Origin of the sequence: Streptomyces sp. NPDC056600 (assembly GCF_042792855.1) — a bacterium.
Taxonomy (GTDB): domain Bacteria; phylum Actinomycetota; class Actinomycetes; order Streptomycetales; family Streptomycetaceae; genus Streptomyces.
Map to the genome: position 1 here is coordinate 114,590 of NZ_JBHTVQ010000008.1, position 26,900 is coordinate 141,489.

Genomic DNA, 26,900 nt, shown 5'->3' on the forward strand with positions numbered 1-26,900 from the left:
CGCCCCCGGCGGGTACCGGGCGGGCGCGGCGTCAGTCCGGGAGCAGACCCCACCGCCGGGCGGTGGTGACCGCCGCCGTGCGGTCGTCCACCTCGAGCTTGGCGAAGGCCCGCAGCAGATGGGTCTTCACCGTGGACTCGCCGATGTGCAGGCGCCGCCCGATCTCCGCGTTGGTGCACCCCTCGGCCACCAGCGCGAGGACCGCCGTCTCGCGGGCGGACAGCCGGGGCCGCGCCGGCTGACCGCGCAGCCGGTCCACCAGCCGCGCCGCCACCGAGGGCGCGAGCACCGTCTCCCCGCGCGCAGCCCGGCGGATCGCCTCGGCCAGCTCCCCGCGGGGGAGGTCCTTGAGCAGGTAACCCGCCGCGCCCGCCTCCACCGCCCGCAGGATGTCCCGGTCGGTCTCGTAGGTGGTGAGCACCACCACCCGGCAGGACAGCCCCGCTGCCGCCATCCGCTCGATGGACTCCACGCCGTCCCCGCCGGGCATCCGCAGGTCCATCAGCACGATGTCCGGCGCCAGCTCCGCGGCCAGCGCCTCGGCCCGGGGACCGCTGGAGGCGTCGCCCACCACCTCCAGGCCCGGCTCCGCGTTCAGCATGGCGCGCAGCCCCTCGCGGACCACCGGGTGGTCGTCGGCGAGCAGTATCCGGATCACCGGCAGTCCTCCCCTTCCTCGTCGGGCGCGGGCAGCAGGACGGCGACGTCCGTGCCCCGCCCGGTGCCGCTGACGACCCGCACGGTCCCGCCCACCTCCGCGGCCCGCGCCCGCATGCCGGCCAGACCGTACCCGGTGGTGGGCTCCCGCGGGTCGAAGCCCCGGCCGTCGTCGGTGACCCGCAGGACGACCTCCTTGTCCCGGTAGTCGACGGTCACCGAGCACCGCGTACCCTCCCCGCCGTGCTTGGCCGCGTTGGCCAGCGCCTCCTGGCAGGCCCGCAGCGCCACCACCTCGACGCCGGCGGGCAGCGCGCGCACCGCGCCGGAGAGTTCGAGCACCGCGCCGTGCCGCTCCGCGAGCCTGCGCAGGGCGTCCGCCAGGGAGGCCCCGTCCAGTCCGGCCGGCGTGCCCCCGGCGACCAGCGCCCGGGCCTCGGCCAGGTTCTCCCGCGCGGTGCGGGCCATCAGCTCCAGGTGGCGGCGGGCCTGGGCCGGGTCGTCGTCCAGTTCCGCCTCCACCGCCTGGGTGAGCATCAGCAGGCTGGTGAACCCCTGGGCGAGGGTGTCGTGGATCTCCCGGGCGAAACGTTCCCGCTCCGCGAGGGCCCCGTGTGCGGCGGACAGCCGGGCCGCCTCGCTCCGGCTCGCCTCCAGCTCCGCGATCAGCTCGGCCCGCTCCCTGCTCTGCGTGACGATCCGCACGATCCACGCCCCGAACGTGATCGAGAAGACCAGGGTCGCCAGGGCGGCCCCGCCGCTGTGGTAGAGCGTGGAAGGGGTGGGCCGGGAGGTCAGCGCCCAGCCCGTCACCGGCACCAGGCTGATCAGGGCCGCCGCCACCGCCGCCCGGGGCAGCGGCAGGGCGGTGAAGCACTGCGGGATCAGCGCGAAGGCCAGGGTGCGCGCCTCGCCGTTGAGGGTGGCGGCCGGCAGGAACAGCGCCAGCAGGCCGACGAAGTAGACCAGGGACCGCCGTCCGTCGGCGCCCTCGTCCTCCAGCACCCGGTGGCCCAGCAGCAGGTACCAGGGCAGGGCGAGGGCCAGCAGCCCGGCCGCGAGCGGCCGGGCCACCCCGGTCAGCGGACCGCCGACCAGCACCAGGGCGAGCGTGACCGCCCACACCACCGCGTGGTAGACCCGCCAGAAGCGGGAGCTGCCCACCCAGGGCACGCCGCCCCGTACCGCCGGCAGCGCGCCGCTCACCCGTCGGTCCTGGACTTCCACCGGAAGGTGGTCAGGCAGAGCAGCAGTCCGCCCACGCACCAGGCGGCCAGGACCAGGACCACCCGCCCGAACTCCCAGTCGCCCGCGGGTTCCAGGACCTTGGCGGCGTCGGGCAGGAACACCCCGCGCAGCCCCTGGCACATCCATTTCAGCGGGAAGAGGGAGCCCACCTGGATCATCCAGTCGGGCAGCGAGCTGATCGGGATGTAGACGCCGGAGACGAACTGCAGGATCGTGAACGGCAGGATGACGACGGCGCTCGCGCCCGCCCCGGTCCGCGGCACGGAACTGATGGCCACACCCAGCAGCGCGCCCGCGCTCATCCCGAGCAGCATGATCCACAGCAGGTGGAACAGCCGCACCGGATCGGTGGGGATCTCCAGTCCGTAGCCCACGACGCCCACCACGAGCAGCAGCGCGGTCTCCACCACGCCGGTGAGCAGCACCAGCCACACCTTGCCGAGGAAGTACGCGGCCGGCGGCATCGGCGTGCCGCGCAGCCGCCGCAGCGACCGATTCTCCCGCTCGTGCGCGATGGACGTCCCCAGCGACTGGAAGCTGGAGGCCAGCAGGCCCGAGCCCATCATCGACGGCACGAACAGCTGGGCGACGCTGATGTTCGCCTCCTCGATCTCCTCCCCGAAGATCGACGACAGCAGGATCAGGAAGACGACCGGGAAGGCGAGGGTGAAGGCCACCTGCGTCCGGTCGCGGAAGAACTGCTTGATCTCCAGGCCGCCCCGGGACAGGCCGACGCGCCAGGCTCCCGGCAGCGGCGTGGCCGCCTTCACGGCGTCCCGCGCGGCGCGGGCGGTCGTGGTCGTGGTCATCGCGCGTGCTCCTGTCCGGTCAGCCGCAGGTAGACGTCCTCGAGGGTGGGGCGGGTGATCGTCAGCCCGGGTATCTCGTCGTCGAAGCGCGGCAGCAGGGCGGCGACGGTGCGGGTCGGCGTGTCGGTGCGTTCGGAGCGCGGCGTGCCGTCGGGGTCGGTCCAGGAGACGAGGGCCTGGGAGCCGTACTCGGCGCGCAGCCCCTCGGGGGTGCCCGCGGCGACGACCTGGCCGGAGTGCACCACCGCGACGCGGTCGGCCAGCGCCTCGGCCTCCTCCATGTAGTGCGTGGTCAGCAGGATGGTCGTGCCGGTGGCGGCCAGGGCGCGGATCATGTCCCAGAACTGCCGCCGGGCGGCCGGGTCGAAACCGGTGGTGGGCTCGTCCAGCAGGAGCAGCTCAGGCCCGCCGACGATGCCCAGGGCGACGTCCAGCCGGCGCCGCTGACCGCCGGAGAGCGACTTGACCCGCGCGCCGGTCTTCCCGGCGAGGCCCACCAGCTCGATCACCTCGTCCGGGTCGGCGGGGCGCGGGTAGTAGCGGGCGAAGTGGCGCACGGTCTCGCGCACCGTCAACTCCGCGGGAGCCGATTCGTCCTGCCAGACGATCCCCACCCTCGCCCGCCAGGACCGCGGGGCCCGGGCGGGATCCTCGCCGAGGACCCGCACCTCGCCCGCGTCGCGGTCGCGGTAGCCCTGCAGGATCTCCACCGTGGTGGTCTTGCCGGCCCCGTTGGGCCCCAGCAGTCCGCAGACCTCCCCGCGCCGGACCATCAGGTCCAGACCGTCGACCGCCGTGTTCTCCCCGTAACGCTTGAGCAACCCGCGCACCTCGACCGCGGGTTCGTCCATATGTGCGTTCATGGGTCGAGCGTCCCGTCTGCCGGGGGCCGTCGGTACCACCGGGCGGCCCTTTTTATGTCCGTCGAACGGTGGAGGCGGCAGACTGCGGCACAATTGGCCGTGCCCCAGCCTCTTCTTCAACCCCTGCCACAACAAGGGATCGGTGTGATGAGCAGCATGACGAGAGTGGACGTACCGGCGCCCAGGACCGGCGACGACGGCCCGCGCCGCGAGGGCGGCAGCCGGGGCCTCGGGCTGCTGCTGGTGATCACCGGTCTGCTCGGCGTCTTCGCCTCCGGCATCATCACGATGGACAAGTTCCACATCCTCGAGGACCCGGACTTCCTGCCGGCCTGCAGCCTGAACCCGATCTTCTCCTGCAAGAGCATCATGGAGAGCGACCAGGCGGCGGCGTTCGGCTTCCCCAACCCGCTGCTGGGGCTGGTCACCTACGGCATCGTCGTCTGTGTGGGCATGAGCGTGCTCGCCGGCGCCCGCTTCCCCCGCTGGTACTGGCTCACCTTCAACGCCGGCACGCTCTTCGGAGTGGGCTTCTGCACCTGGCTGATGATCCAGTCGCTGTACGAGATCAACCGTCTCTGCCTGTGGTGCATGCTCGCCTGGACCGTGACGATCCTCATGTTCTGGTACGTGACCTCGTTCAACGTCCGGCACGGCTTCCTGCCCGCCCCCAAGCCCCTGCGCACCTTCTTCGCCGAGTTCACCTGGGCGCTTCCGGTGCTGCACATCGGCATCATCGCGATCCTCATCGTGACCCGCTGGGGCGCCAACCTCTGGGCCTGACCCCCGGGGCCCGGACTCCGGGCCCAGCGCTGTCGGCGCGGTGGCTTAGGGTTTTTGTGTGGAGCCCGACCTGTTCACCGCCGCAGCCGAAGAACGCCAGGAGAAGGACCCGGCCGCCAGCCCGCTGGCGGTCCGGATGCGTCCGCGTACGGTCGACGAGGTGTTCGGCCAGCGGCATCTGCTGAAGCCCGGCTCCCCGCTGCGCCGCCTCGTCGGCGAGGGGGCCTCCGGTCCGGCCGGGCCCTCCTCGGTGATCCTCTGGGGACCGCCCGGCACCGGCAAGACCACCCTGGCCTACGTCATCTCCAAGGCCACCGACAAGCGGTTCGTGGAGCTCTCCGCCATCACCGCCGGCGTCAAGGAGGTCCGGGCGGTCATCGACGGCGCCCGCCGCGCCACCGGAGGCTTCGGCAAGGAGACCGTCCTCTTCCTCGACGAGATCCACCGCTTCAGCAAGGCCCAGCAGGACTCCCTGCTCCCCGCGGTGGAGAACCGCTGGGTCACCCTGATCGCCGCGACCACCGAGAATCCCTACTTCTCGGTGATCTCGCCACTGCTCTCGCGCTCCCTGCTGCTCACCCTGGAGCCGCTCACCGACGACGACCTGCGCGGGCTGCTGCGCCGCGCGGTGAGCGACGAACGCGGGCTCGGCGGCTCGGTGGAACTGCCGGAGGACTCCGAGGAGCACCTGCTGCGGATCGCCGGCGGCGACGCCCGCCGCGCGCTGACCGCCCTGGAGGCGGGCGCCGGCTCCGCGCTGGCCAAGGGTGAGGACGCCATCACGCTGGAGACCCTCGAGGACTCCGTCGCCCGCGCCGCCGTCCGCTACGACAAGGACGGCGACCAGCACTACGACGTGGCCAGCGCGCTGATCAAGTCCATCCGCGGCTCCGACGTCGACGCCGCGCTGCACTACCTGGCCCGCATGATCGACGCGGGGGAGGACCCGCGGTTCATCGCCCGCCGGCTGATGATCTCCGCCAGCGAGGACATCGGCCTCGCCGACCCCAACGCCCTGTCCGTCGCGGTCGCCGCCGCTCAGGCGGTCGCCATGATCGGCTTCCCCGAGGCGGCCCTCACCCTGAGCCACGCCACCATCGCGCTGGCCCTCGCACCCAAGTCCAACGCCGCCACGACCGCGATCGGGGCCGCGCTGGAGGACGTCCGCAAGGGCTTGGCCGGCCCGGTGCCCACGCACCTGCGGGACGGGCACTACCAGGGCGCCGCCAAGCTGGGGCACGCCAAGGGCTACGTCTACCCGCACGACCTGCCCGAGGGCATCGCCGCCCAGCAGTACGCGCCGGACGCCATCAAGGACCGCGAGTACTACACGCCCACCCGGCACGGCTCCGAGGCGCGGTACGCCGACGCCGTGGAGTGGACCCGCAAGAACCTCGGCCGCCGGCGCTCCTGAGAGCCGGCGAGGGCCTCGGGACCCGGGCTGCTCCGGGCCCCGGACGACCCGTGTCCGGAGCACCGCCGCGACCCCTGTAGCATTGCCGGAAGTGCTGCGTCCCGTAGTCCGCCCCGGCGGACCGCACCAGGCGGGACATCCAGCCGGAACCCCGAGCCGCGAGGCCCGGGGATCCAGGAGTGTCGCGCACCGTCGAAGGTGTCGCGAGCAGCCCACCACCGCCCCCGGTCCACGCGCCCGGGGTCACCGGCCGGTGGGCCACTCGCGTGCTGCACGTATGTGCCCAGACCTGGGAGCGGCTGCCCGCCGGGTTCCTCGGAACCGGACGGGTTTCCCGGGCTGCGGATGCGACCTCCCCTAACCCTGGTGAGCCGTATTCACACAGAAATATGAGGTGTTTGGTTCATGGCGAACCAGTCCCGCCCCAAGGTCAAGAAGTCGCGTGCCCTCGGCATCGCGCTGACCCCGAAGGCCGTCAAGTACTTCGAGGCCCGCCCCTACCCGCCGGGTGAGCACGGTCGCGGCCGCAAGCAGAACTCGGACTACAAGGTCCGTCTGCTCGAGAAGCAGCGTCTGCGCGCGCAGTACGACGTGTCCGAGCGCCAGCTCGTCCGCGCCTACGAGCGTGCCTCCAAGGTGCAGGGCAAGACCGGTGAGGCCCTGATCATCGAGCTCGAGCGCCGTCTCGACGCGCTGGTCCTGCGTTCGGGCATCGCCCGCACGATCTACCAGGCCCGCCAGATGGTCGTCCACGGCCACATCCAGGTCAACGGCCAGAAGGTCGACAAGCCGTCCTTCCGTGTCCGTCCGGACGACGTCGTGCAGGTCCGCGACCGCTCCAAGGACAAGACGCTGTTCCAGGTCGCCCGCGAGGGTGGCTTCGCCCCCGACGGCGAGACCCCGCGTTACCTGCAGGTGAACCTCAAGGCCCTGGCGTTCCGCCTGGACCGCGAGCCGAACCGCAAGGAGATCCCGGTGATCTGCGACGAGCAGCTCGTCGTCGAGTACTACGCCCGCTGATCCTCCGGCAGACGTAGTAGCACCGCGCGCCTCGGCCCGCCGGCCGTGCCGTTCCCCGGCACGACCGGCGGGCCGTCGCCGTTCCCGGAAGCGGCCGCCCGCGCGGGCCCGGCCCCGCCCCGCCGTGACGCGAGGAATCCGGTACAGGGCGCGGCCCGTGGCGCGATAGGCTCGGGGCACGACTTTTCCGATGTCAGGGAGCGGGTGCGCAGTGTCCGGTGGAGAGGTGGCCGGGATCCTGGTGGCCGTCTTCTGGGCCATCCTGGTGTCCTTCCTCGCCGTCGCACTGGCGAGACTGGCCCAGACGCTCAGGGCGACGACCAAGCTGGTGGCGGACGTGACCGAACAGGCCGTCCCGCTGCTCGCCGACGCCTCCGACGCCGTCCGCTCCGCGCAGACCCAGATCGACCGGGTCGACGCCATCGCATCGGACGTCCAGGAGGTCACGTCGAACGCGTCCGCGCTGTCGACGACCGTCGCCTCCACCTTCGGCGGCCCCCTGGTGAAGGTCGCGGCGTTCGGCTACGGCGTGCGTCGCGCGCTCGGCCGGGGCGACGCCGCACCCGGGGCGTCGCGCGAACCCCGGCGCACCGTGATCGTGGGCCGAACCCTCCCGGCCGAGGGCCGGGCCAGCCGGACGAAGCGGAAGAGGGACTGAACCACCGATGTTCCGTCGAGCCTTCTGGTTCTCCGCCGGCGCAGCCGCCGGCGTGTGGGCCACCACCAAGGTCAACCGCAAGCTGAAACAGCTCACCCCGGAGAGCCTCGCCGCGCAGGCGGCGAACAAGGCACTCGAGGCGGGCCACCGGCTGAAGGACTTCGCACTCGACGTGCGCGACAACATGGCCCTGCGCGAGGCCGAACTCGGCGAGGCGCTCGGACTGCGCGCCGCCGACGGCGGGTCCCGCCCGGCCGCCCTGGAGCCGGGGCGCGCCACCGCGCGGCCGATCGCCGCCGCGGACCACCGCCACGGCACCACCCACCGCAGCAACGAGAAGTACGTCGACACGTACTCGTACAACCGGAATGAGGACCACTGATGGAGTCGGCCGAGATCCGCCGCCGCTGGCTGAGCTTCTTCGAGGAGCGCGGGCACACCGTCGTCCCTTCGGCGTCGCTCATCGCGGACGACCCGACTCTGCTGCTCGTCCCGGCCGGCATGGTGCCCTTCAAGCCCTACTTCCTGGGCGAGGTCAAGCCGCCGTACCCGCGCGCCACCAGCGTGCAGAAGTGCGTGCGCACGCCGGACATCGAGGAGGTCGGCAAGACCACCCGGCACGGCACGTTCTTCCAGATGTGCGGCAACTTCTCCTTCGGCGACTACTTCAAGGAAGGCGCCATCAAGCTCGCCTGGGAGCTGCTCACCAGCCCCCAGGACAAGGGCGGTTACGGCCTGAAGCCCGAGAAGCTCTGGATCACCGTCTACCAGGACGACGACGAGGCCGAGCAGATCTGGCGCGACGTCGTCGGCGTGCCCGCCGAGCGGATCCAGCGCCTGGGCAAGAAGGACAACTTCTGGTCCATGGGCGTCCCCGGCCCCTGCGGCCCGTGCTCCGAGATCAACTACGACCGCGGCCCCGAGTTCGGCGTCGAGGGCGGCCCCGCCGTCAACGACGAGCGCTACGTGGAGATCTGGAACCTGGTCTTCATGCAGTTCGAGCGGGGCGAGGGCACCGGCAAGGACGACTTCGAGATCCTCGGGGACCTGCCGAGCAAGAACATCGACACCGGTCTCGGCCTCGAGCGGCTCGCCATGATTCTGCAGGGCGTGCAGAACATGTACGAGATCGACACCTCGATGGCCGTCATCGACAAGGCCACCGAGCTGACCGGCGTCCGCTACGGCGACGCCCCCTCCTCCGACGTCTCGCTGCGCGTGGTCACCGACCACATGCGCACCTCGGTGATGCTCATCGGCGACGGCGTCACCCCCGGCAACGAGGGCCGCGGCTACGTGCTGCGCCGCATCATGCGCCGCGCCATCCGCAACATGCGGCTGATGGGTTCCACCGGCCCGGTGGTCAAGGACCTCATCGACGTCGTCATCGCCATGATGGGGCAGCAGTACCCCGAGCTGGTCACCGACCGCGAGCGCATCGAGAAGGTCGCCGTCGCCGAGGAGAACGCCTTCCTCAAGACGCTGAAGGCCGGCACCAACATCCTCGACACCGCCGTCACCGACACCAAGGCCGCCGGCGGCAAGGTCCTCGCCGGCGACAAGGCGTTCCTGCTCCACGACACCTGGGGCTTCCCGATCGACCTCACCCTCGAGATGGCCGCCGAACAGGGCCTGTCGGTGGACGAGGACGGCTTCCGCCGCCTGATGAAGGAGCAGCGGGAGCGCGCCAAGGCCGACGCCCAGGCCAAGAAGACCGGCCACGCCTCGCTCGGCGCCTACCGCGAGATCGCCGACACCGCCGGCGAGACCGAGTTCATCGGCTACTCCCACACCGAGGGCGAGTCCACCGTCGTCGGCATCCTGGTCGACGGCGTCTCCTCCCCGGCCGCCCGCGAGGGCGACGAGGTCGAGATCGTCCTGGACCGCACCCCGTTCTACGCCGAGGGCGGCGGCCAGATCGGCGACACCGGCCGGATCAAGGCCGACTCCGGCGCCGTGATCGAGATCCGCGACTGCCAGAAGCCGGTGCCCGGCGTCTACGTCCACAAGGGCGTCGTCCAGGTCGGCGAGGTGACCCTCGGCTCCAAGGCCGAGGCCTCCATCGACCACCGCCGCCGCACCGCCATCGCCCGCGCCCACTCGGCCACCCACCTCACCCACCAGGCCCTGCGCGACGCCCTCGGCCCGACGGCCGCCCAGGCCGGCTCGGAGAACCAGCCGGGCCGCTTCCGCTTCGACTTCGGCTCCCCGGCCGCCGTCCCGACGGCCGTGATGACCGACGTGGAGCAGAAGATCAACGAGGTGCTCTCCCGCGACCTCGACGTGCGCGCCGACGTCATGAGCATCGACGAGGCCAAGAAGCAGGGCGCCATCGCCGAGTTCGGCGAGAAGTACGGCGAGCGGGTCCGCGTGGTCACCATCGGCGACTTCTCCAAGGAGCTGTGCGGCGGCACCCACGTCCACAGCACCGCCCAGCTGGGTCTGGTGAAGCTGCTCGGCGAGTCGTCCATCGGCTCCGGCGTGCGCCGCATCGAGGCCCTGGTCGGCGTCGACGCGTACAACTTCCTGGCCCGCGAGCACACGGTGGTCAACCAGCTCACCGAGCTGCTCAAGGGCCGTTCGGAGGAGCTGCCGGAGAAGGTCGCCGCCATGCTCGGCAAGCTGAAGGACGCCGAGAAGGAGATCGAGAAGTTCCGCGCCGAGAAGGTGCTCCAGGCCGCCGCCGGTCTCGCCGAGTCCGCCAAGGACGTCCGCGGCGTGGCCCTGGTCACCGGCCAGGTGCCGGACGGCACCACCGCCGACGACCTGCGCAAGCTGGTCCTCGACGTGCGGGGCCGCATCCAGGGCGGCCGGGCCGCCGTGGTGGCCCTGTTCACCACGGTCAACGGCAAGCCGCTCACGGTGATCGCCACCAACGACGGCGCCCGTGACCGCGGTCTCAAGGCCGGCGACCTGGTCCGGGTCGCCGCCAGGACCCTCGGCGGCGGCGGTGGCGGCAAGCCCGACGTCGCCCAGGGCGGCGGCCAGAACCCGGCCGCCATCGGCGAGGCCGTGGATGCCGTCGAGCGCCTCGTGGCCGACACGGCCAAGTAACTCCGGAGAGGGAATCGATCACATGCGCAGAGGACGCCGGCTGGCCGTCGACGTCGGGGACGCCCGGATCGGGGTCGCCTCGTGCGACCCGGACGGGATTCTCGCCACACCGGTGGAGACCGTTCCCGGACGGGACGTCCCGGCGGCGCAGCGGCGCCTCGCGCAGCTCGTCGAGGAGTACGAGCCGATCGAGGTCGTGGTCGGCCTTCCCCGCTCCCTCAAGGGCGGGGAGGGCCCCGCGGCCGTCAAGGTGCGCGGCTTCACGCAGGAGTTCGCCGCGCGGATCGCCCCCGTCCCGGTGCGGCTGGTCGACGAGCGGATGACCACGGTCACGGCCAGCCAGGGGCTGCGCGCCTCGGGCGTGCGGTCCAAGAAGGGACGCTCCGTGATCGACCAGGCCGCGGCCGTGATCATCCTCCAGCAGGCGCTGGAGTCCGAACGGGTGTCCGGCGCTGCTCCAGGGGAAGCAGTCGAGGTGGCGGGCTGATCGCGGTACGGTAACGTTCCGCGCGATGCGGCGCACGTTCGAATGCCGTCGCACAACGAGAGGCGGCGCGGCTCCGTGCCCGACCGGCGCCTGCAGAGACACCGCTTCGCGGCTCTAGGGGATCGATGACTGAGTATGGCCGGGGCCAAGGCTCCGAACCGTGGCATCCGGGTGACCCGTACTACGGGGACGGCGGATGGGAGGGCCAGTACCCCCAGGGGCAGCAGCACGCCCAGGGCCCGCAGGCCCCCTACGACGGCCAGCCGCAGCACGATCCGTACGGGCAGCAGCAGTACGGCGACGGTTACGGGCAGCAGCACCAGCAGGCCGGTGACGGCTACGGGCAGCACCAGCACCAGCAGCAGTACGGCGGCGACTGGGGCACCGGCCAGCAGCAGCAGTACGGCCAGGGCCACGACCCCTACGCCCAGCAGCAACAGCAGCACCACCAGCCGCAGGCGCACCAGCAGCAGTACGACGACGGGTACGGGCAGAGCGGCTACCCCCAGCAGCCTCACCAGCCCCAGCGGCCCCAGCAGCAGGGCCTCGGGCACGGCCAGGGCCGCGACGAGTGGGACGCCGGGCCGCAGGAGGAGCAGCACCCCTTCTTCACCGGCCGGGACGACGAGGACGACGACTACGAGGCCCCGCGCGACCGCCAGGAGGGTGGCCGCGGGCGTGGCGGCCGGTCCGATCGGCGAGGGCGCGGCGGGGACCGCGACGACCGCGAGGAGGGCCGCAGAGGCCGCGGCGGCTGCCTGATCGCCCTGCTGGTGGTCGGCGCGCTGGTCGCCGGCGGGGGCTACTACCTCTACCAGGAACGTTTCGCCGCCGCCCCGGACTTCTCGGGGGACGGCAACGGGCAGGTCGTGTCCGTCACCATCCCGCCCGGCTCCTCCGGCGCCCAGGTCGGACAGATCCTCAAGAAGAAGGGCGTCGTCAAGAGCGTCGACGGCTTCGTCGCCGCCCTCACCGAGAACGGCGGCGACCTCCAGGCCGGTGCGTACCAGCTGGAGGAGGAGATGTCCGCCGAGTCCGCGGTGGAGTGGCTCCTCGACCCGAAGAAGAGCGGGGCGAAGGGACTCGTCGTCACCGAGGGCATGCGCAACGCCAACATCTACGTCGCGATCGACAAGAAGCTCGGCCTGGACAAGGGCTCCACGGAGAAGATCGCCAAGTCGAAGGCCGACGAGCTCGGGCTGCCCAAGTGGGCCGGAGAGCACGAGGACATAAAGGATCCGCTCGAGGGCTTCCTCTTCCCGGCGACCTACCCGGCGGCCGAGGACACCAAGCCCGAGGACCTCCTCAAGGACATGATCAAGCGTTCTGTGGAGATCTACGAGGACCACGGTGTCCAGACGAAGTACAAGGAGCTCGGGCTCAAGAGCCCGCTGGAGCTCGTGACCGTGGCCAGCCTCGTGCAGGCCGAGGGCGTCAACCACAAGGACTTCACCCAGATCGCCGAGGTCGTCTACAACCGGCTCTCCCCGCAGAACGACCAGACGGCGGGCCGCCTGGAGTTCGACTCCACGTACAACTACTTCAAGAACCAGACCGAGCTGGACATCTCGGCGGACGAGCTCCGCAACACCGCGCACCCGTACAACACCCACTACGTGCGCGGTCTGCCGCCCGGCCCGATCGGCAACCCCGGTGAGGAAGCCATCAACGGCGCGCTGAGCCCCACCGACAAGGGCTGGTACTTCTTCGTCTCGCTGGACGGCAAGACGCACTTCACCAAGACCTACGAAGAGCACCTGGTCTGGGAGCGCAAGTTCCAGGAAAGCCTCAAGGAAGGCCAATGACCGACGAGGCCCGCCGCGCCGCCGTGCTCGGCTCGCCCATCGCCCACTCCCTCTCGCCCGAGCTGCACCGGGCCGCCTACGCGGCCCTCGGCCTGGACGGCTGGACGTACGACCGGTTCGAGATCGACGAGGCCGCCCTGCCCGGCTTCGTCGAGGGCCTCGGCCAGGAGTGGGCCGGGCTCTCGCTGACCATGCCGCTCAAGCGGGTGGTCATCCCGCTGCTCGACTCGGTGACCGAGACCGCCGCCTCCGTCGAGGCGGTCAACACGGTCGTGTTCACCGAGGACGGCCGCCGCGTCGGCGACAACACCGACATCCCCGGGATGGTCGCCGCCCTGCGCGAACGCGGCATCGAGAAGGTGGAGACCGCCGCCGTCCTCGGCGCCGGCGCCACCGCCTCCTCCGCGCTGGCCGCGCTGACCCGGATCTGCGACGGCGAGATCACGGTGTACGTCCGCAGCGAGGCCCGCGCCGCCGAGATGCACGAGTGGGGCGCCCGCCTGAAGGCGGACGTCCGCATCGCCCCCTGGGACGCCGCCGCAGAGGCCCTGCACGCCCCGCTGGTCATTGCCACCACCCCCGCCGGCAGCACCGACGCCCTCGCCGAGGCCGTCCCGGCTCGCCCCGGCACCCTGTTCGACGTCCTCTACGAGCCGTGGCCCACCGCGCTGGCCGCCCGCTGGTCCGCGGCCGGCGGCCCGGTCGTCGGCGGCCTGGACCTCCTGGTCCACCAGGCGGTCCTCCAGGTCGAGCAGATGACGGGCCGCTCCCCGGGCCCGCTGGCCGCCATGCGCGAGGCCGGGGAACGCGCGCTCGCCGCCCGCTGACGCCCGCCCGCGCGGTCTCCTCCTGTGGGACGCCGTGTCCGACCGGTGGACCGGTGGGCAGGGCGCGAGCCCCGGCATGGGAGGATCGGGGCAGGGCGGGCCTGGCCAGGACCTGGGCGCGCCGTCGCCGAATCACTGGCGCGAGCAGGAGGAGCACCGTTGAGCAGGTTGCGCTGGCTGACCGCGGGGGAGTCCCACGGACCCGCACTCGTCGCGACGCTGGAAGGACTTCCGGCCGGTGTGCCGGTCACCACCGAGATGGTGGCCGACCACCTCGCCCGCCGTCGTCTCGGTTACGGCCGGGGCGCGCGGATGAAGTTCGAGCGCGACGAGGTCACCTTCCTCGGCGGTGTGCGTCACGGTCTCAGCCTGGGCTCCCCGATCGCGGTCATGGTGGGTAACACCGAGTGGCCCAAGTGGGAGCAGGTCATGTCCGCGGACCCGGTCGACCCGGAGATCCTGGCCGGGCTGGCCCGCAACGCGCCGCTGACCCGTCCGCGCCCGGGCCACGCCGACCTGGCCGGCATGCAGAAGTACGGCTTCGACGAGGCCCGGCCGATCCTCGAGCGGGCCTCCGCCCGGGAGACCGCCGCCCGCGTGGCGCTCGGCGCCGTCGCCCGCTCCTACCTCAAGGAGACGGCCGGCATCGAGATCGTCTCCCACGTCGTGGAACTGGCCGCGGCCAAGGCGCCGTACGGCGTGTACCCGACCCCGGCGGACACCGGGAGGCTGGACGCCGACCCGGTGCGCTGCCTCGACGCGGACGCCTCCAAGCGGATGGTCGCCGAGATCGACCAGGCCCACAAGGACGGCGACACCCTCGGCGGCGTGGTCGAGGTCCTCGCCTACGACGTGCCGGTCGGCCTCGGCTCGCACGTGCACTGGGACCGCCGCCTGGACGCCCGGCTGGCCGCCGCGCTGATGGGCATCCAGGCCATCAAGGGCGTCGAGGTCGGCGACGGCTTCGACCTGGCCCGCGTGCCCGGCTCCCAGGCGCACGACGAGATCGTGCCCACCGAGGACGGCATCCGCCGCGCCAGCGGGCGGGCCGGCGGCACCGAGGGCGGCCTGAGCACCGGTGAGCTGCTGCGGGTGCGGGCCGCGATGAAGCCCATCGCCACCGTCCCGCGCGCCCTGCGCACCATCGACGTCACCACCGGCGAGGCCGCGCAGGCCCACCACCAGCGCTCCGACGTGTGCGCCGTGCCCGCGGCCGGCATCGTCGCGGAGGCCATGGTGGCGCTGGTGCTGGCCGACGCGGTGGCGGAGAAGTTCGGCGGCGACAGCGTCCCCGAGACCCGCCGCAACGTCCGCTCGTACCTCGACAGCCTGACCGTCCGATGAGCGCGGAACCCCCGGAGGGCCCGGCCGTGGCGGGATCGGAGGGTCCGGCGGGCGCCGGTCCCCGGCTGGTCCTGGTCGGCCCGATGGGCGTCGGAAAGTCCACCGTGGGCGCCCTGCTCGCCCAGCGGCTCGGCGTCGGCTACCGGGACACCGACGAGGACATCGTCGCCGCCGAGGGCCGCGCGATCTCGGAGATCTTCGTCGACGACGGCGAGGAGCACTTCCGGGCCCTGGAGAAGGCGGCCGTCGCCGCCGCGCTCGCCGAGCACGAGGGCGTCCTCGCCCTCGGCGGCGGCGCGATCCTCGACGCCGACTCGCGGGCCCTGCTGGCCGCGCACCCGGTCGTCTACCTCTCGATGGACGTCGACGAGGCCGTCCGGCGCACCGGGCTGAACGTCGCCCGCCCGCTGCTCACCGTCAACCCGCGCAAGCAGTGGCGTGAGCTGATGGAGGCCCGCCGCCACCTGTACACCGAGGTCGCCCGCGTGGTGGTCGCCACCGACGGGCGCACGCCCGAAGAGGTCGCCGAGGCGGTCCTCGACGCAACCGAACTCCGCAAGAGCGAGGACGAAGCATGAGCACCAGCGAGGCCGTGACCCGGATCAAGGTCGCCGGGACGGCGGGCACCGATCCCTACGAGGTCCTGGTCGGCCGGCAGCTCCTCGGCGAGCTCGGCGGCCTGGTCGGCGACAAGGCCAAGCGGGTCGCCGTGATCCACCCCGAGGCCCTCGCCGGCACCGGGGACGCGCTGCGGGCCGACCTGGCCGAGCAGGGATTCGAGGCCGTCGCCATCCAGGTGCCCAACGCCGAGGAGGCCAAGACCGCCGAGGTCGCCGCCTACTGCTGGAAGGCGCTGGGGCAGACCGGTTTCACCCGCTCCGACGTCATCGTCGGCGTCGGCGGCGGCGCCACCACCGACCTCGCCGGTTTCGTCGCCGCCACCTGGCTGCGCGGTGTGCGCTGGATCGCCGTGCCCACCACCGTGCTCGCCATGGTCGACGCGGCCGTCGGAGGCAAGACCGGCATCAACACGGCCGAGGGCAAGAACCTGGTCGGCGCCTTCCACCCGCCGGCCGGCGTCCTGTGCGACCTGGCCGCGCTGGACTCGCTCGGGGTGCACGACTACGTCTCCGGGCTCGCCGAGATCGTCAAGGCCGGCTTCATCGCCGACCCGGTCATCCTCGACCTCATCGAGGGCGACCCGGAGGCCGCGCGCAGCCCCGAGGGCCCGCACACCGCCGAGCTGATCGAGCGCGCCATCCGGGTCAAGGCCGAGGTGGTCTCCTCCGACCTCAAGGAGTCGGGCCTGCGGGAGATCCTGAACTACGGTCACACCCTGGCGCACGCCATCGAGAAGAACGAGCGCTACAAGTGGCGCCACGGCGCGGCCGTCGCCGTCGGCATGCGCTTCGCCGCCGAGCTCGGCCGGGTCGCCGGGCGGCTCGACGACGCCACCGCCGACCGGCACACCGAGATCCTGCGCTCCCTCGGCCTGCCGCTGACCTACCGGTACGACCAGTGGCCCAAGCTGCTGGAGACCATGAAGGTCGACAAGAAGTCCCGCGGCGACCTGCTGCGCTTCATCGTCCTGGACGGTCTGGCCCGGCCCACCGTGCTGGAAGGCCCGGACCCGGCCGTGCTGCTCGCCGCCTACGGCGAGGTCGCCGAGTAGCGACGGCGAGGCCCCGCGTCGCCGCAGGGCACTTTCCCACCGCCCCGCCCGTTCCCCACCAGACGGCGCGGGGCGGTACCGTTCCGACGGCCGGTACGGTCGGCACGACCGACGCGAGACCATCACGAGACGGAGTGGCAGGGGATGCAGCACGCGGTGGGGTCCGAACTGCCGCCGCCCCACGGGCCCGGGCGGACCGCCTGGGCGGGGCAGGCGCCGGAGGCGACCGGGCAGGTCCCGTTGCCCCAGGGAGGCCCGGTGCACGCGCCGGGGTTCCCGCTGGCCCAGGGCGGGGTCCATCACCCTGCGCCGCCGGCCCCGGTGCCGCCCGACCCCAGGACGGCGACCCTCGCGGTGCTGCTGATCGGTCCGGCCGGGGCGGGCAAGACCAGCGTGGCCAAGTACTGGGCCGGCCACCGCAGGGCGCCCACCGCCCACATCAGCCTGGACGACGTCCGCGAATGGGTGCGCGCCGGCTTCGCCGACCCGCAGACCGGGTGGAACGAGCAGTCCGAGACCCAGTACCGCCTGGCCCGCCGCACCTGCGGCTTCGCCGCCCGCAACTTCCTGGCCAACGGCATCTCCTGCGTGATCGACGACGCCGTCTTCCCGGACCGGCCCGTCGTCGGCCTGGGCGGCTGGAAGCGGCACGTGGGCCCCGGCCTGCTGCCGGTGGTGCTGCTGCCCGGCCTGGAGGTCGTGCTGGAGCGCAACGCCCAGCGCTCCGGCAACCGGAGGCTCACCGACGAGGAGGTCGCCCGGATCCACGGCCGGATGGCCGGCTGGTACGGCTCGGGCCTGCCCATCATCGACAACTCCCAGCTGGACGTCCCCGCCACCGCTCAGGTGCTCGACGACGTCCTGGCGCGCGCCATCAGCAGCCCACCCGTCTGGTGACGGCCCTGCCGCGGGCGCGCCCGACGCGGCCCGCGGCACGTCGGACCGCCCGCGGGAGACCCACGAGCCTCGCTGCGACGCTCAGGTGTGCTTCCGCAGCAGCGTGGTGATCTCGGCGCCGATCTCCCTGGTGAGCCTGGCCTCGCAGGCGACGCCGAGGCTCTCCGCCAGGGCCCTGCCGTGCAGATCGACCGCGGCTTCGGCGAGTTCCGCGAACGCCACGCCCGCGACCCTCGCCCGCCGCCGGGCGACCAGGGCCGTGACGACTCCGGCCACCGCCGCCGGCCACCATGCGACGCCCACCAGCAGATAACCGGCGGACCACACCACCAGCCTCGCCGCGGCGGCGAGTCGTGTCCTGGCCGTGCCGATCTCGGCGCGGGCGTCCTCGGGCAGCATCAGCCAGATCCGCGGCCACACCGAGACCAGGTCGAGACGGTAGGCCTCCCACACCCGTGTGTCCACGGCGGTGATGCGGTCACCGAGCCAGAACGGATGGGCCGGCGGCACCAGACCGATCCGGTTGCGGCGTGCGTTGAGCTCCCGCGCCCGCTCGGCAGCCGCCGCCGCGTCAGCGGTCCCCTCGGCCCTGGCCGCCTCCACCAGGGCACGCTCGAAGTCCCGCCGGGCCGCGTCCCAACGCCGTCGTCGCAGTTCGGCGCAGCAGCGCGGACGACGGGCGAGCCACAGTCGTTCCACCAGCGTCCCCAGGGCCACGGCGGACAGCCCCAGCGCTGCCGAGCAGGCCAGGAGCCCTGCCAGGACGAACACCAGCGGGCCGGCGGTGCGCAGCGCGGGCTCGGCAGCGAGGTGGTCGAGCCGGTCGAGCAGCAAGGAGGTGTCGTGCCAGTTCCGCTGTCCGAGCGTCGTCCCGACGGCGGCCACGGTCACCAGCAGGACGCTCGGCCCCAGCAGCAGTCCGAGCCAGCGTTCCGCCAGCTTCCCGCCCAGGACCTCCAGGAACTTGCTCACGACCGCAGCCTGGTGACCGCCATGGCCCGCCGGTGCACCAGGCAGGGCACCTCGTCCGCCGTGGACGGCTCGACGCGGGTGCAGACGCCGGTGGGGCAGGTGAGCACCTCGAGCACCCGGTGCCCGTCGTCCGTGCCGGGCAGGCGTTCGTAGGAGCGCACCGGACTCAGCCCGGCCGCGTGCCCCGCGCGCAGCAGCCGCAGCTCCAACTCGTCGAAGTCGTCCGCGAGCGCTTCGGGTGAGCAGCCCGCGCGTATCCGGGCGGCGAGGGACTCGGCCAGTGCCCGCAGCTCCGGCGAGGTTTGCACGGCATCGCGGGAATCGGCCAAACGCCCGCACAGGAAGGCTAGTTGGTCGGCTGTCATTGCCCAGAGGATAGCCTTGGAGGGTGCCTCCGACACCCTTCGACGACGAGATCGCACGGTATCGGCGGGAGGCCGCCCAGGGCTCGGTGAACGCGATGATCGACCTGGCCATGTGCCTGCGTGACCGGTACCGGCACACCGGCGAGGGCGGCGACCTGCTGGAAGCCGTCGACCTGTTGCGGCAGGTCCTGCGGTACCTGGAGCCCTACCCCGAACGGCACGTGGTGTCCGTCAATCTGAGCGCCGTGCTGCTGTCCCACTTCCATGCGTTCCAGGACCTCACCGCGCTGCTCGAGGCGGTCCGCCGCCTGGACCGGGCGGTGCCGTGGCTGACCGGGGAGGACCGGATCACGGCCGAGCTGCTGAGGGCCGAGACGCTGACCATGCTGGGCGAGGAGACCCGCGACGTCGCGCACGTCCACGCGGCCGCCGAGTCGCTCTCCCCGCTGCCCCGTGACCCGGCCGTGCTGGAGGTGCTGGGCCGGGTCGTCGACGTGCGCTACCAGCTGACCCGTGACCACGCGGCACTGCTGGAAGCGGTCGGTCCCCTGGCCGACGGCGTGCGCACGGTGCCCGCCGACGATCCGCGCCGTCCCGGGCTGCTCGGCGCCCTGGGCTCCGTGCTGCTCCACAGCGCGGACCACACGGGGGACGAATCGGTACGCGCGGACGCCATCGCGCACCTGCGGGAGGCGGTGGCCCGCACGCCGGCCGAGGACGAGGAAGCGGCGTATCTCAGGATCTCCCTCGCCGTCGGGTTACGGGACCGGGGACGCGACACCGGCGACGTCGCCGCGCTGCGGGAGAGCGTGACGCTGCTGCGCGAGGTCCTCGACGCCACCGCGGCCACCGCGCGCCTGTGGGGAAACCGCTGCGAGAACTACCTGGTCGCCGTCCACCAGCTGGTGCAGCAGACCGGGGACCTCGCGATCCTCGACACGGCGGTGGCGCTCGGGAAGGCCGCCCGGGGCCTGGGCACCGCACGGCCCATGGCCCGCCTGCTCCTGGGACTGCTCCTCCACGACAGGTACCGGTGCACCGGGCTGGACTCCGACCTGGCGGACGCCGTCACCGCCTTCACCGAAGTCGTCGAACTCGAGCCGTACGGCTCACCGGACCACGTGGCGGCGCTCGGCAACCTGGGCACGGTGTGGTCGTCCAAGTACCGCTCCGACGACGACCCGGAGGCCCTGCGCCGGGCCGTGACGGCCCTGGGCACCGCCGTCAGGGCGACCGCGCCGGCCTCGGTCCAGCGGGCCGAGGCCCAGACCGCCCACGGGGACGCCCTGTACGCCCAGTACGAGCTCGGCCGCGACCCGGCGGTGCTCGCCGCGGCCGCACACGCCTACCGCGAGACCGTGGCGCACCCGTCGGCGCCGTCCATGCTGCGGATCAAGGCGGCCCGCGCCTGGGCGTCCGCCGAGGCCGAGGCGGGGAACTGGCAGGAGGCCACGGACGCCTACGCCCTCGCCGTCGACCTGCTGCCCCTCGTGGTGCCGCGCCGCCTGGCCCGCGCCGACCAGCAGCGCATGCTGGAGGAACTCGACGGTCTGGCCGCCGACGCGGCGGCCGCCGCGCTGTGGGCCGGCGACCCGCAGGAGGCGGTGCTGCTGCTGGAATTCGGCCGGGGCATGCTCGGCGGGCAGATCCTGGAGAGCCGCAGCGACCTCTCCCGCCTGCGCGCCGTGGCGCCGTCACTCGCCGACCGGCTGCGGGACGCCTTCGACGGGCTCGCCCCCACCGGACATCTGGTGGGCACCGACGTCGACGAACGCCATGCACGCGACCTCCTGTTGAGCGACCTGCTGGAACAGGCGCGGGCCCTGCCGGGGTTCGAGGACTTCCTCGCTCCGCCGGACCACACCGAACTGCTGGCCGTCGCGGCGGACGGGCCGGTGGTGCTGATCAACGTGAGCCGGTACCGCAGTGACGCCCTCATCGTGCGTCCCACCGGAGTCACCGTCGTCGAGCTCCCCGGTCTCGGCCCGGACACCGTGCAGGACCGGGCCGCCGCCTTCGGAGCCGCGCTGGACGCCTCCACGCGGCCGGGCCGGGGCGAGGCCGAGGCCCAAACCGTCGTCACCGAGGTGCTCGCGTGGCTGTGGGACGCCGTGGCCGGACCCGTACTGCGACGACTCGGGCACCTCGCTCCGCCTTCCGGCGCCTGGCCGCGGGTGTGGTGGTCCCCGGTGGGACGGCTGGCGTCGCTCCCGATCCACGCTGCGGGCCGCCGTCCGGGTTCCGCGACGGTTCTCGACCGGGTGATCTCCAGCTACACACCGACCCTGCGTGCGCTGCGGCACGCCCGGGAGAAGCCGCGGGGGGCTGTCGGGGCCGCCGGGGACGAAGGGGACGGCCTGCTGGTCGTCGGGCTCAAGGACGCGCCCGGCGGAAGAGTCCTGCGCGGCGTGGAGCGGGAGGTGGACACGGTCGCCGCGATGAGGCCGGCCACCCGGCTGGAGGGCCCGCGCGCCACGGTCGCCTCCGTCCGCGCCGCCCTGACGTCGCACGCGTCGGTGCACTTCGCCTGTCACGCGGTCAACGATCCGGAAGACCCTTCCGCCGGGTACCTGCTGATGCACGACGGCCCGCTGTCGCTGCTCGACGTTTCCGCGCTCGACCTGTCCGGCGCCCGGCTCGCGGTCCTGTCCGCGTGCGGGACGTCCCTCGGAGCCCACCGGATCCCCGACGAGAGCCTGCACCTGGTGTCGGCCTTCCAGCTCGCCGGCCACCCGCAGGTCGTCGGCACGCTCTGGAAGGTCAACGACCTCGTGGCCCGGCTGGTGGCGCAGGACCTGCACGCGGGGCTCAGGGTGGGGCAGGACGCCGCGACCGCGCTGCACCACGCCGTGCTCCGCTGCCGCGAGCGCTTCGGTACGGCCCCGACCCTGTGGGCGGCCTACCTCTGTTCCGGGCGGTGAGCCGGCCGGACAATGAACGGTGTCCGAGCCATCGGCCGGGAGACGGGGGAAGCATGGCGTTCTGGCGGAAGAAGGAGCAGCGGGAACAGAGGAAGGGGGAGCCGCAGGAAGACCGGCTCGAGGTGACCGAGGTCGACCTCGGTGACATGGGCAGGGCCGAGATCCGGGTGGCCGAGCCGCCCGGCGAGGTCCGGCGCATGGACATCACGCTGAAGGTGAACGAGACCTACGCCCACGGTCTCGACTTCCAGCACAAACGCGAGCGGCTGGGCCTGCACCACCCCGAGACGCTGCGCGCGCTCCACCTCCACGCGGTCGGCCTGGGCGCCCGCGCCGACCGGCGGGACGACGCCGTCGAGCTGCTGGACTGGCTGGTCGCCGCCCGCGCCGCCGACGAGGAGACGAGGCTGACGGCCTTGAACGACCTCGCCGGACTGCTGCGGGAAAGCGGCAGCCTCCCGCTCGCCGAACAGCGGCTGCGCGAGGCGTTGTCCGGCTGGGAGCGGTTACGCGGCCAGGACCACGACGAGACCCTGCGGACCGCGTCGCAGCTGGCGCGGATCCTGCTCGATCTCGGCCGCCGGGAGGAGGCGGAGGGGCTGATGCGGGACACCGTGGCCCGCCGCGTCCGCACGCTGGGCGCCGCCCACCCGTCCACGCTGAGCGCCAGGAACGTCCTGGCGGGCGCGCTGCGCGGATCACCGGCCCGGCTTGCCGACGCGGAGAGCATGTACCGGGCCATCCTCGCCGACATCGACGCGGGCGGCTCCGGAGCCGGTGCGGACGCCGCGGCGGGCACCGCCGCCGGCACCGGTCTGGCCATGGCGGTGCGCAACAACCTCGCCGCCGTGCTGACCTTCCAGGGCAGACACGAGGCGGCCGCGGCGATGTACGAGGAACTGATCGGCCTCAGGTCGCGGGAGCTCGGCGACCGTCACCCCCAGACGCTGACCACACGGCGCAACCTCGCCGCCGTCCTCCACTCCCTCGGCCGGGTGGCCGAGGGGGAGGCGCTGCTCGTCGAGGTGCTCGATGGACTGCGGCAGACCCGCGGACCCCGGCACACCGAGACCCTCGCCACGCAGGTCTCCCTGGCCGCGACGCTCGCCAACCAGAACCGCGCCGCGGAGGCCGTGCCCCTGCTGCGGGACGCGATCGAGGGGTACGCGCACACACACGGCCCCCAGCACCCGCGCGTGCGCGAACTCGCTTCCGTCCTCCAGCGGCTGACGGCCACCCCCTGACCCCCGACCGGCGGCGTTCAGGACGCGGTCGAACGCGGCGGAACATACGCTCGGGCCATGCCAGAGGTGTTCGCCGCCCGTCGGGCGCGGCTGAGGGAACGCTGCCACGCTGCCGGCAGCGCCGCCGCGCTGGTCACCCGCCCCGCCAACGTGCGGTACCTCGCCGGGGCCGCCCCGCCCGGCGCGGCGCTCCTGCTCGCGCCGCGCGACGGCGCCGAGGACGTGCTGCTGTGCCCGCACCCGCTGGAGGAACAGCAGCCGTCCGGGGCGCGCGAGGGCGGCCGGCCCGACGAACTGCTGCGGATCCGCCCGCTGGGCGGCAGCCTCTCCCCGGAGGGCGGCGACGCGGCGGTGGCCGCCGCCGGGCTGGCGGCCGAGGAGGGCGCCGACTCGCTCGCCGTGGAGGAGCACCACCTCACCGTGGCCCGGCACCGGGCCATCGGCTCGGTGGCCTCCCGGCTGCGGCTGACCGACCTCGGCGTCGCCGTGGAACAGATGCGGGTGGTCAAGGACGAGGAGGAGATCTCCTGCCTGCGCGCGGGCGCGGAGATCGCCGACCAGGCGCTGGGGGAGCTGCTGGAGTCGATCCTGGTCGGCCGCACCGAACGCCACCTCGCGCTGGAGCTGGAGCGCCGCCTGGTCGACCACGGGGCCGACGGGCCGGCCTTCCCCACCTCGGTGGCCACCGGCCCGCACGCCGGGCGGCCCGGCCACCGGCCCACCGACCGGCGGGTGGAGGAGGGCGACTTCCTCTCCGTCTGCATGGGGGCCGCCTACCGCGGCTACCGGAGCGAGATCGGGCGGACCTTCGTCATCGGCACCACGCCCGCGGACTGGCAGATCGAGCTGTACGAGGTGGTGTTCGCCGCCCAGCGGGCGGGCCGGGAGGCCCTGGCCCCGGGCGTCGAGCACCGCGAGGTGGACCGGGCCGCACGGCAGGTCCTGGCCTCCGCCGGCTACGGCAGCGCCCTCCCGGCGCGGACCGGACACGGTGTGGGACTGGAAATCGCGGAGGACCCGCAATTGGCCCCCGCGGCCATGGGTAAACTGGACGCTTGCGTGCCGGTCACCGTCGAGCCGGGGGTTCACCTCCCCGGTCGGGGCGGGGTCCGGATCGATGACACGCTCGTCGTGCGCCCCGAGGCGGACGGCGGACCCGAGCTACTCACCATCACGACCAAGGAGCTGCTCGCGCTGTAGCTTCCGAGCCGCCGCGCACGTTCCCCAGGTCGTCCACGTCAGTCCAGGAGATTCCGCAACCGTGGCTTCCACGAACGACCTCAAGAACGGCCTGGTGCTCAAGCTCGAAGGCGGCCAGCTCTGGTCCGTCGTCGAGTTCCAGCACGTCAAGCCCGGCAAGGGCCCGGCCTTCGTGCGCACCAAGCTCAAGAACGTGCTCTCCGGCAAGGTCGTCGACAAGACCTTCAACGCCGGCGTCAAGGTCGAGACGGCCACCGTCGACAAGCGCGACATGCAGTTCTCGTACATGGACGGCGACTACTTCGTCTTCATGGACATGGACACCTACGACCAGCTGATGATCGACCGCAAGGTCGTCGGCGACGCCGCCAACTTCCTGATCGAGGGCTTCACCGCCGTCGTGGCCCAGCACGAGGGCGAGGTGCTCTTCGTGGAGCTGCCGGCCGCCGTCGAGCTGACCATCCAGGAGACCGAGCCGGGCGTCCAGGGCGACCGCTCCACCGGTGGCACCAAGCCGGCCACCCTGGAGACGGGCCACCAGATCCAGGTCCCGCTCTTCATCACCACGGGCGAGAAGATCAAGGTCGACACCCGCACCAGCGACTACCTCGGCCGGGTGAACAGCTAACCGTGGCTGCCCGCAATACGGCCCGCAAGCGCGCGTTCCAGATCCTCTTCGAGGCGGACCAGCGCGGCGTGGACGTCCTGTCCGTCCTCGCCGACTGGGTCCGGCATTCCCGGAACGACACCCGGCAGCCGCCGGTGAGCGAGTACACGATGCAGCTGGTCGAGGGGTACGCGGACCACGTCCGCCGTATCGACGAGCTGATCGCCCAGTACGCCGTGGACTGGACGCTGGACCGGATGCCGGTCGTCGACCGCAACATCCTGCGGCTCGGCGCCTACGAGCTGATCTGGGTGGACGAGACGCCCGACGCCGTCGTGCTGGACGAGGCGGTGCAGCTGGCCAAGGAGTTCTCCACGGACGACTCGCCCGCGTTCGTCAACGGGCTGCTCGGCCGGTTCAAGGACCTCAAGCCGTCGCTGCGGCGCGACGAGGCCTGAGCCGCGCCCACCGCACCGGCCGGAAACACCGAAGGGCCCCAGCGTCTCGCTGGGGCCCTTCGGTCTGCTGTTTCGTTTCTGCACGCCCGTTCGGTCAGCTCTCCTCGTGAGCGACCGCGCGGCGGGCGTCGGCGTCCAGGACGCCCCAGCTGATCAGCTGCTCGGTCAGCACCGAGGGCGACTGGTCGTAGATGACGGCCAGGGTGCGCAGGTCGTCCTGGCGGATCGAGAGCACCTTGCCGTTGTAGTCGCCGCGCTGGGACTGGATCGTCGCCGCGTAGCGCTGCAGCGGGCCGGCCTTCTCCACCGGCACGTGCTGCAGCCGCTCGAGGTCGAGGACCAGCTTCGGCGGCGGCTCGGCGGCGCCGCCCGGCGTGGTGCCGGGGAGCAGCTCCTGGACGGGGACGCCGTAGAAGTCCGCCAGCTCGGCGAGGCGCTGCACGGTCACGGCGCGGTCCCCGCGCTCGTAGGAACCGACCACGACGGCCTTCCAGCGGCCCTGGGACTTCTCCTCCACGCCATGGAGGGACAGACCCTGCTGGGTGCGGATGGCCCGGAGCTTGGCCCCGAGCTGCTTTGCGTATTCGCTGGACATAAAGCTCCCGGACAGTCGGCGGCGCGTGCGGACCGGGCGTCTGTGGCGGAGCGGAGCCATGATCGCGCCGCGCCCGCCCGGCGTGCCGCACGGTTGGTAACTCACTGTAAGGTTACGCAGCGTTACTCTGCCCCGTCAAGCGGAATGGTCCGGACCGACGGTTCGATGATCGGTTCGCGCGCTTGCTCCGAAAGGGTGAAAGCGGGGGCGGGTCACGGCGTGGGAGGGGGGACAGCTGGGGCGTTCGGGGGCCTGTTAGGGTAGAGGCCGTAAACACGACGTCCTTTAAGGTCCGTCCCGTGAGGCGGAGAAGGGGGTCCTTTTCGTATGGACACGAACAGCTCCGCCTCGGCGGCGCAGGGGTCCGACGCACGTGCCGTGCTCGAGGCCCAGGACATCGCGCGGGTTCTGACCCGCATCGCGCACGAGATCGTCGAACGCGCCAAGGGCGCCGAGGACGTCGTGCTGCTCGGCATCCCGACCAGGGGCGTCTACCTCGCCCGGCGGATCGCCGACAAGCTCGAGGAGATCACCGGACGGAAGATCCCCGTCGGCTCCCTCGACATCACCATGTACCGCGACGACCTGCGGCTCCAGCCGCCCAGGGCCCTCGCCCGCACCGACATCCCCGGTGACGGGATCGACGGCCGCCTGGTCGTGCTCGTCGACGACGTGCTCTTCTCCGGTCGCTCCGTGCGCGCCGCGCTCGACGCGCTGAACGACATCGGCCGCCCGCGGGCGGTCCAGCTCGCCGTCCTCGTCGACCGCGGTCACCGCGAACTGCCGATCCGCGCCGACTACGTCGGCAAGAACCTCCCCACGTCGCTGCGGGAGACGGTCAAGGTCCAGCTCGCCGAGGAGGACGGTCGCGACACCGTGCTGCTCGGCGCCAAGCCGGCCTCCCAGGGCGAACGGCACTAGACCCACGGACGCGACCCCGCCACCCGGGGCGCGCCCGCGCGTCCACGCCTGCCCGAAATCTCCCAGATGATCCTTCCCA

Annotated in this window: 26 protein-coding genes; 19 read left to right on the plus strand and 7 right to left on the minus strand. The window is 72.7% G+C overall.

Going from position 1 to position 26,900, the window contains the following annotated elements; translation table 11 throughout:
- Positions 1–31: 31 nt before the first annotated feature.
- The 4 genes from ACFRAV_RS06960 to ACFRAV_RS06975 are packed head-to-tail and all read right to left on the minus strand — an operon-like array spanning position 32 to position 3,577.
- Entirely contained in the window at positions 32–658 is a 627-nt protein-coding gene (locus tag ACFRAV_RS06960) for a response regulator (RefSeq protein WP_382552286.1), read from the minus strand.
- Positions 655–1,863, minus strand: a complete 1,209-nt coding sequence (locus ACFRAV_RS06965) for a sensor histidine kinase (RefSeq protein ID WP_382552287.1) — start codon at positions 1,861–1,863, stop codon at positions 655–657. The genes ACFRAV_RS06960 and ACFRAV_RS06965 overlap by 4 nt, the downstream gene beginning before the upstream one ends.
- Complete coding sequence (locus ACFRAV_RS06970; protein ID WP_382552288.1) at positions 1,860–2,714, minus strand: ABC transporter permease; 855 nt, start codon at positions 2,712–2,714, stop codon at positions 1,860–1,862. Before ACFRAV_RS06970 ends, ACFRAV_RS06965 begins: the two co-directional genes overlap by 4 nt.
- Positions 2,711–3,577 carry an ABC transporter ATP-binding protein gene (locus ACFRAV_RS06975; RefSeq protein ID WP_382552289.1) on the minus strand — a complete coding sequence of 289 codons (867 nt, stop codon included), beginning with the start codon at positions 3,575–3,577 and terminating at the stop codon, positions 2,711–2,713. Before ACFRAV_RS06975 ends, ACFRAV_RS06970 begins: the two co-directional genes overlap by 4 nt.
- Positions 3,578–3,724: 147 nt before the next feature.
- Here ACFRAV_RS06975 and ACFRAV_RS06980 point away from each other — a divergent pair, with 147 nt between their 5' ends.
- The 13 genes from ACFRAV_RS06980 to ACFRAV_RS07040 all read left to right on the plus strand — a co-directional run bounded on the left by ACFRAV_RS06980 (position 3,725) and on the right by ACFRAV_RS07040 (position 17,538).
- A complete protein-coding gene (locus ACFRAV_RS06980) occupies positions 3,725–4,360 on the plus strand; it encodes a vitamin K epoxide reductase family protein (protein ID WP_382552290.1) in 636 nt (211 codons plus the stop codon).
- A gap of 58 nt (positions 4,361–4,418) precedes the next feature.
- Entirely contained in the window at positions 4,419–5,774 is a 1,356-nt protein-coding gene (locus tag ACFRAV_RS06985; protein ID WP_351112229.1) for a replication-associated recombination protein A, read from the plus strand.
- A gap of 405 nt (positions 5,775–6,179) precedes the next feature.
- Positions 6,180–6,794: a 30S ribosomal protein S4 gene (gene rpsD, locus ACFRAV_RS06990; protein WP_108957064.1), complete on the plus strand. Its 615-nt coding sequence runs from the start codon at positions 6,180–6,182 to the stop codon at positions 6,792–6,794.
- 211 nt (positions 6,795–7,005) lie between these two features.
- On the plus strand, positions 7,006–7,452 hold the full coding sequence (locus tag ACFRAV_RS06995) for a DUF948 domain-containing protein (RefSeq protein WP_351112225.1): 447 nt from the start codon (positions 7,006–7,008) through the stop codon (positions 7,450–7,452).
- 7 nt (positions 7,453–7,459) lie between these two features.
- The gene (locus tag ACFRAV_RS07000; protein ID WP_382552293.1) at positions 7,460–7,834 is read left to right on the plus strand and encodes a hypothetical protein; all 375 of its coding nucleotides are present in this window, start codon (positions 7,460–7,462) and stop codon (positions 7,832–7,834) included.
- A complete protein-coding gene (alaS, locus tag ACFRAV_RS07005) occupies positions 7,834–10,506 on the plus strand; it encodes an alanine--tRNA ligase (RefSeq protein ID WP_382552295.1) in 2,673 nt (890 codons plus the stop codon). The genes ACFRAV_RS07000 and alaS overlap by 1 nt, the downstream gene beginning before the upstream one ends.
- 22 nt (positions 10,507–10,528) lie before the next feature.
- Positions 10,529–10,993 (plus strand): Holliday junction resolvase RuvX, encoded by a 465-nt coding sequence (ruvX, locus tag ACFRAV_RS07010; RefSeq protein ID WP_351112219.1) that lies wholly within the window; start codon positions 10,529–10,531, stop codon positions 10,991–10,993.
- A 125-nt stretch (positions 10,994–11,118) separates the two neighbouring features.
- Positions 11,119–12,798 (plus strand): endolytic transglycosylase MltG, encoded by a 1,680-nt coding sequence (mltG, locus tag ACFRAV_RS07015; RefSeq protein ID WP_382552297.1) that lies wholly within the window; start codon positions 11,119–11,121, stop codon positions 12,796–12,798.
- Positions 12,795–13,625 carry a shikimate dehydrogenase gene (locus tag ACFRAV_RS07020; protein WP_382552299.1) on the plus strand — a complete coding sequence of 277 codons (831 nt, stop codon included), beginning with the start codon at positions 12,795–12,797 and terminating at the stop codon, positions 13,623–13,625. Before mltG ends, ACFRAV_RS07020 begins: the two co-directional genes overlap by 4 nt.
- Positions 13,626–13,784: 159 nt before the next feature.
- Positions 13,785–14,969 (plus strand): chorismate synthase, encoded by a 1,185-nt coding sequence (gene aroC / locus ACFRAV_RS07025; protein ID WP_382552301.1) that lies wholly within the window; start codon positions 13,785–13,787, stop codon positions 14,967–14,969.
- Positions 14,970–15,052: 83 nt separating this feature from the next.
- Positions 15,053–15,547 (plus strand): shikimate kinase, encoded by a 495-nt coding sequence (locus tag ACFRAV_RS07030; RefSeq protein ID WP_382552334.1) that lies wholly within the window; start codon positions 15,053–15,055, stop codon positions 15,545–15,547.
- Positions 15,544–16,641 (plus strand): 3-dehydroquinate synthase, encoded by a 1,098-nt coding sequence (gene aroB / locus ACFRAV_RS07035; RefSeq protein ID WP_382552303.1) that lies wholly within the window; start codon positions 15,544–15,546, stop codon positions 16,639–16,641. Before ACFRAV_RS07030 ends, aroB begins: the two co-directional genes overlap by 4 nt.
- A 144-nt stretch (positions 16,642–16,785) precedes the next feature.
- Entirely contained in the window at positions 16,786–17,538 is a 753-nt protein-coding gene (locus ACFRAV_RS07040) for an AAA family ATPase (RefSeq protein WP_382552304.1), read from the plus strand.
- 81 nt (positions 17,539–17,619) lie between these two features.
- Here ACFRAV_RS07040 and ACFRAV_RS07045 read toward each other — a convergent pair whose 3' ends face one another.
- Together ACFRAV_RS07045 and ACFRAV_RS07050 are read right to left on the minus strand one after the other, a co-directional pair.
- Positions 17,620–18,510 (minus strand): hypothetical protein, encoded by an 891-nt coding sequence (locus ACFRAV_RS07045; protein ID WP_382552306.1) that lies wholly within the window; start codon positions 18,508–18,510, stop codon positions 17,620–17,622.
- The gene (locus ACFRAV_RS07050; RefSeq protein ID WP_382552308.1) at positions 18,507–18,818 is read right to left on the minus strand and encodes a hypothetical protein; all 312 of its coding nucleotides are present in this window, start codon (positions 18,816–18,818) and stop codon (positions 18,507–18,509) included. Before ACFRAV_RS07050 ends, ACFRAV_RS07045 begins: the two co-directional genes overlap by 4 nt.
- An 80-nt stretch (positions 18,819–18,898) precedes the next feature.
- Here ACFRAV_RS07050 and ACFRAV_RS07055 point away from each other — a divergent pair, with 80 nt between their 5' ends.
- From ACFRAV_RS07055 to nusB, 5 genes are all read left to right on the plus strand, one after another.
- Positions 18,899–21,796, plus strand: coding sequence for a CHAT domain-containing protein (locus ACFRAV_RS07055; protein WP_382552309.1), 2,898 nt, complete (start codon positions 18,899–18,901; stop codon positions 21,794–21,796).
- Between the two features lie 53 nt (positions 21,797–21,849).
- Positions 21,850–23,040, plus strand: coding sequence for a tetratricopeptide repeat protein (locus ACFRAV_RS07060; protein ID WP_382552311.1), 1,191 nt, complete (start codon positions 21,850–21,852; stop codon positions 23,038–23,040).
- 57 nt (positions 23,041–23,097) lie between these two features.
- Positions 23,098–24,240: a M24 family metallopeptidase gene (locus tag ACFRAV_RS07065; protein ID WP_382552312.1), complete on the plus strand. Its 1,143-nt coding sequence runs from the start codon at positions 23,098–23,100 to the stop codon at positions 24,238–24,240.
- Between the two features lie 61 nt (positions 24,241–24,301).
- Positions 24,302–24,868 carry an elongation factor P gene (gene efp / locus ACFRAV_RS07070; protein ID WP_351118575.1) on the plus strand — a complete coding sequence of 189 codons (567 nt, stop codon included), beginning with the start codon at positions 24,302–24,304 and terminating at the stop codon, positions 24,866–24,868.
- 2 nt (positions 24,869–24,870) lie between these two features.
- The gene (gene nusB / locus ACFRAV_RS07075; RefSeq protein ID WP_108957077.1) at positions 24,871–25,305 is read left to right on the plus strand and encodes a transcription antitermination factor NusB; all 435 of its coding nucleotides are present in this window, start codon (positions 24,871–24,873) and stop codon (positions 25,303–25,305) included.
- Between the two features lie 94 nt (positions 25,306–25,399).
- On the opposite strand, the gene bldD is transcribed toward nusB, so the two are convergent.
- Positions 25,400–25,900, minus strand: coding sequence for a transcriptional regulator BldD (bldD, locus tag ACFRAV_RS07080; protein WP_108957078.1), 501 nt, complete (start codon positions 25,898–25,900; stop codon positions 25,400–25,402).
- A gap of 327 nt (positions 25,901–26,227) precedes the next feature.
- Between bldD and pyrR the strand changes: the two genes are divergently transcribed.
- Complete coding sequence (gene pyrR / locus ACFRAV_RS07085; protein ID WP_351118576.1) at positions 26,228–26,821, plus strand: bifunctional pyr operon transcriptional regulator/uracil phosphoribosyltransferase PyrR; 594 nt, start codon at positions 26,228–26,230, stop codon at positions 26,819–26,821.
- The last annotated feature ends 79 nt before the right edge of the window (positions 26,822–26,900 follow it).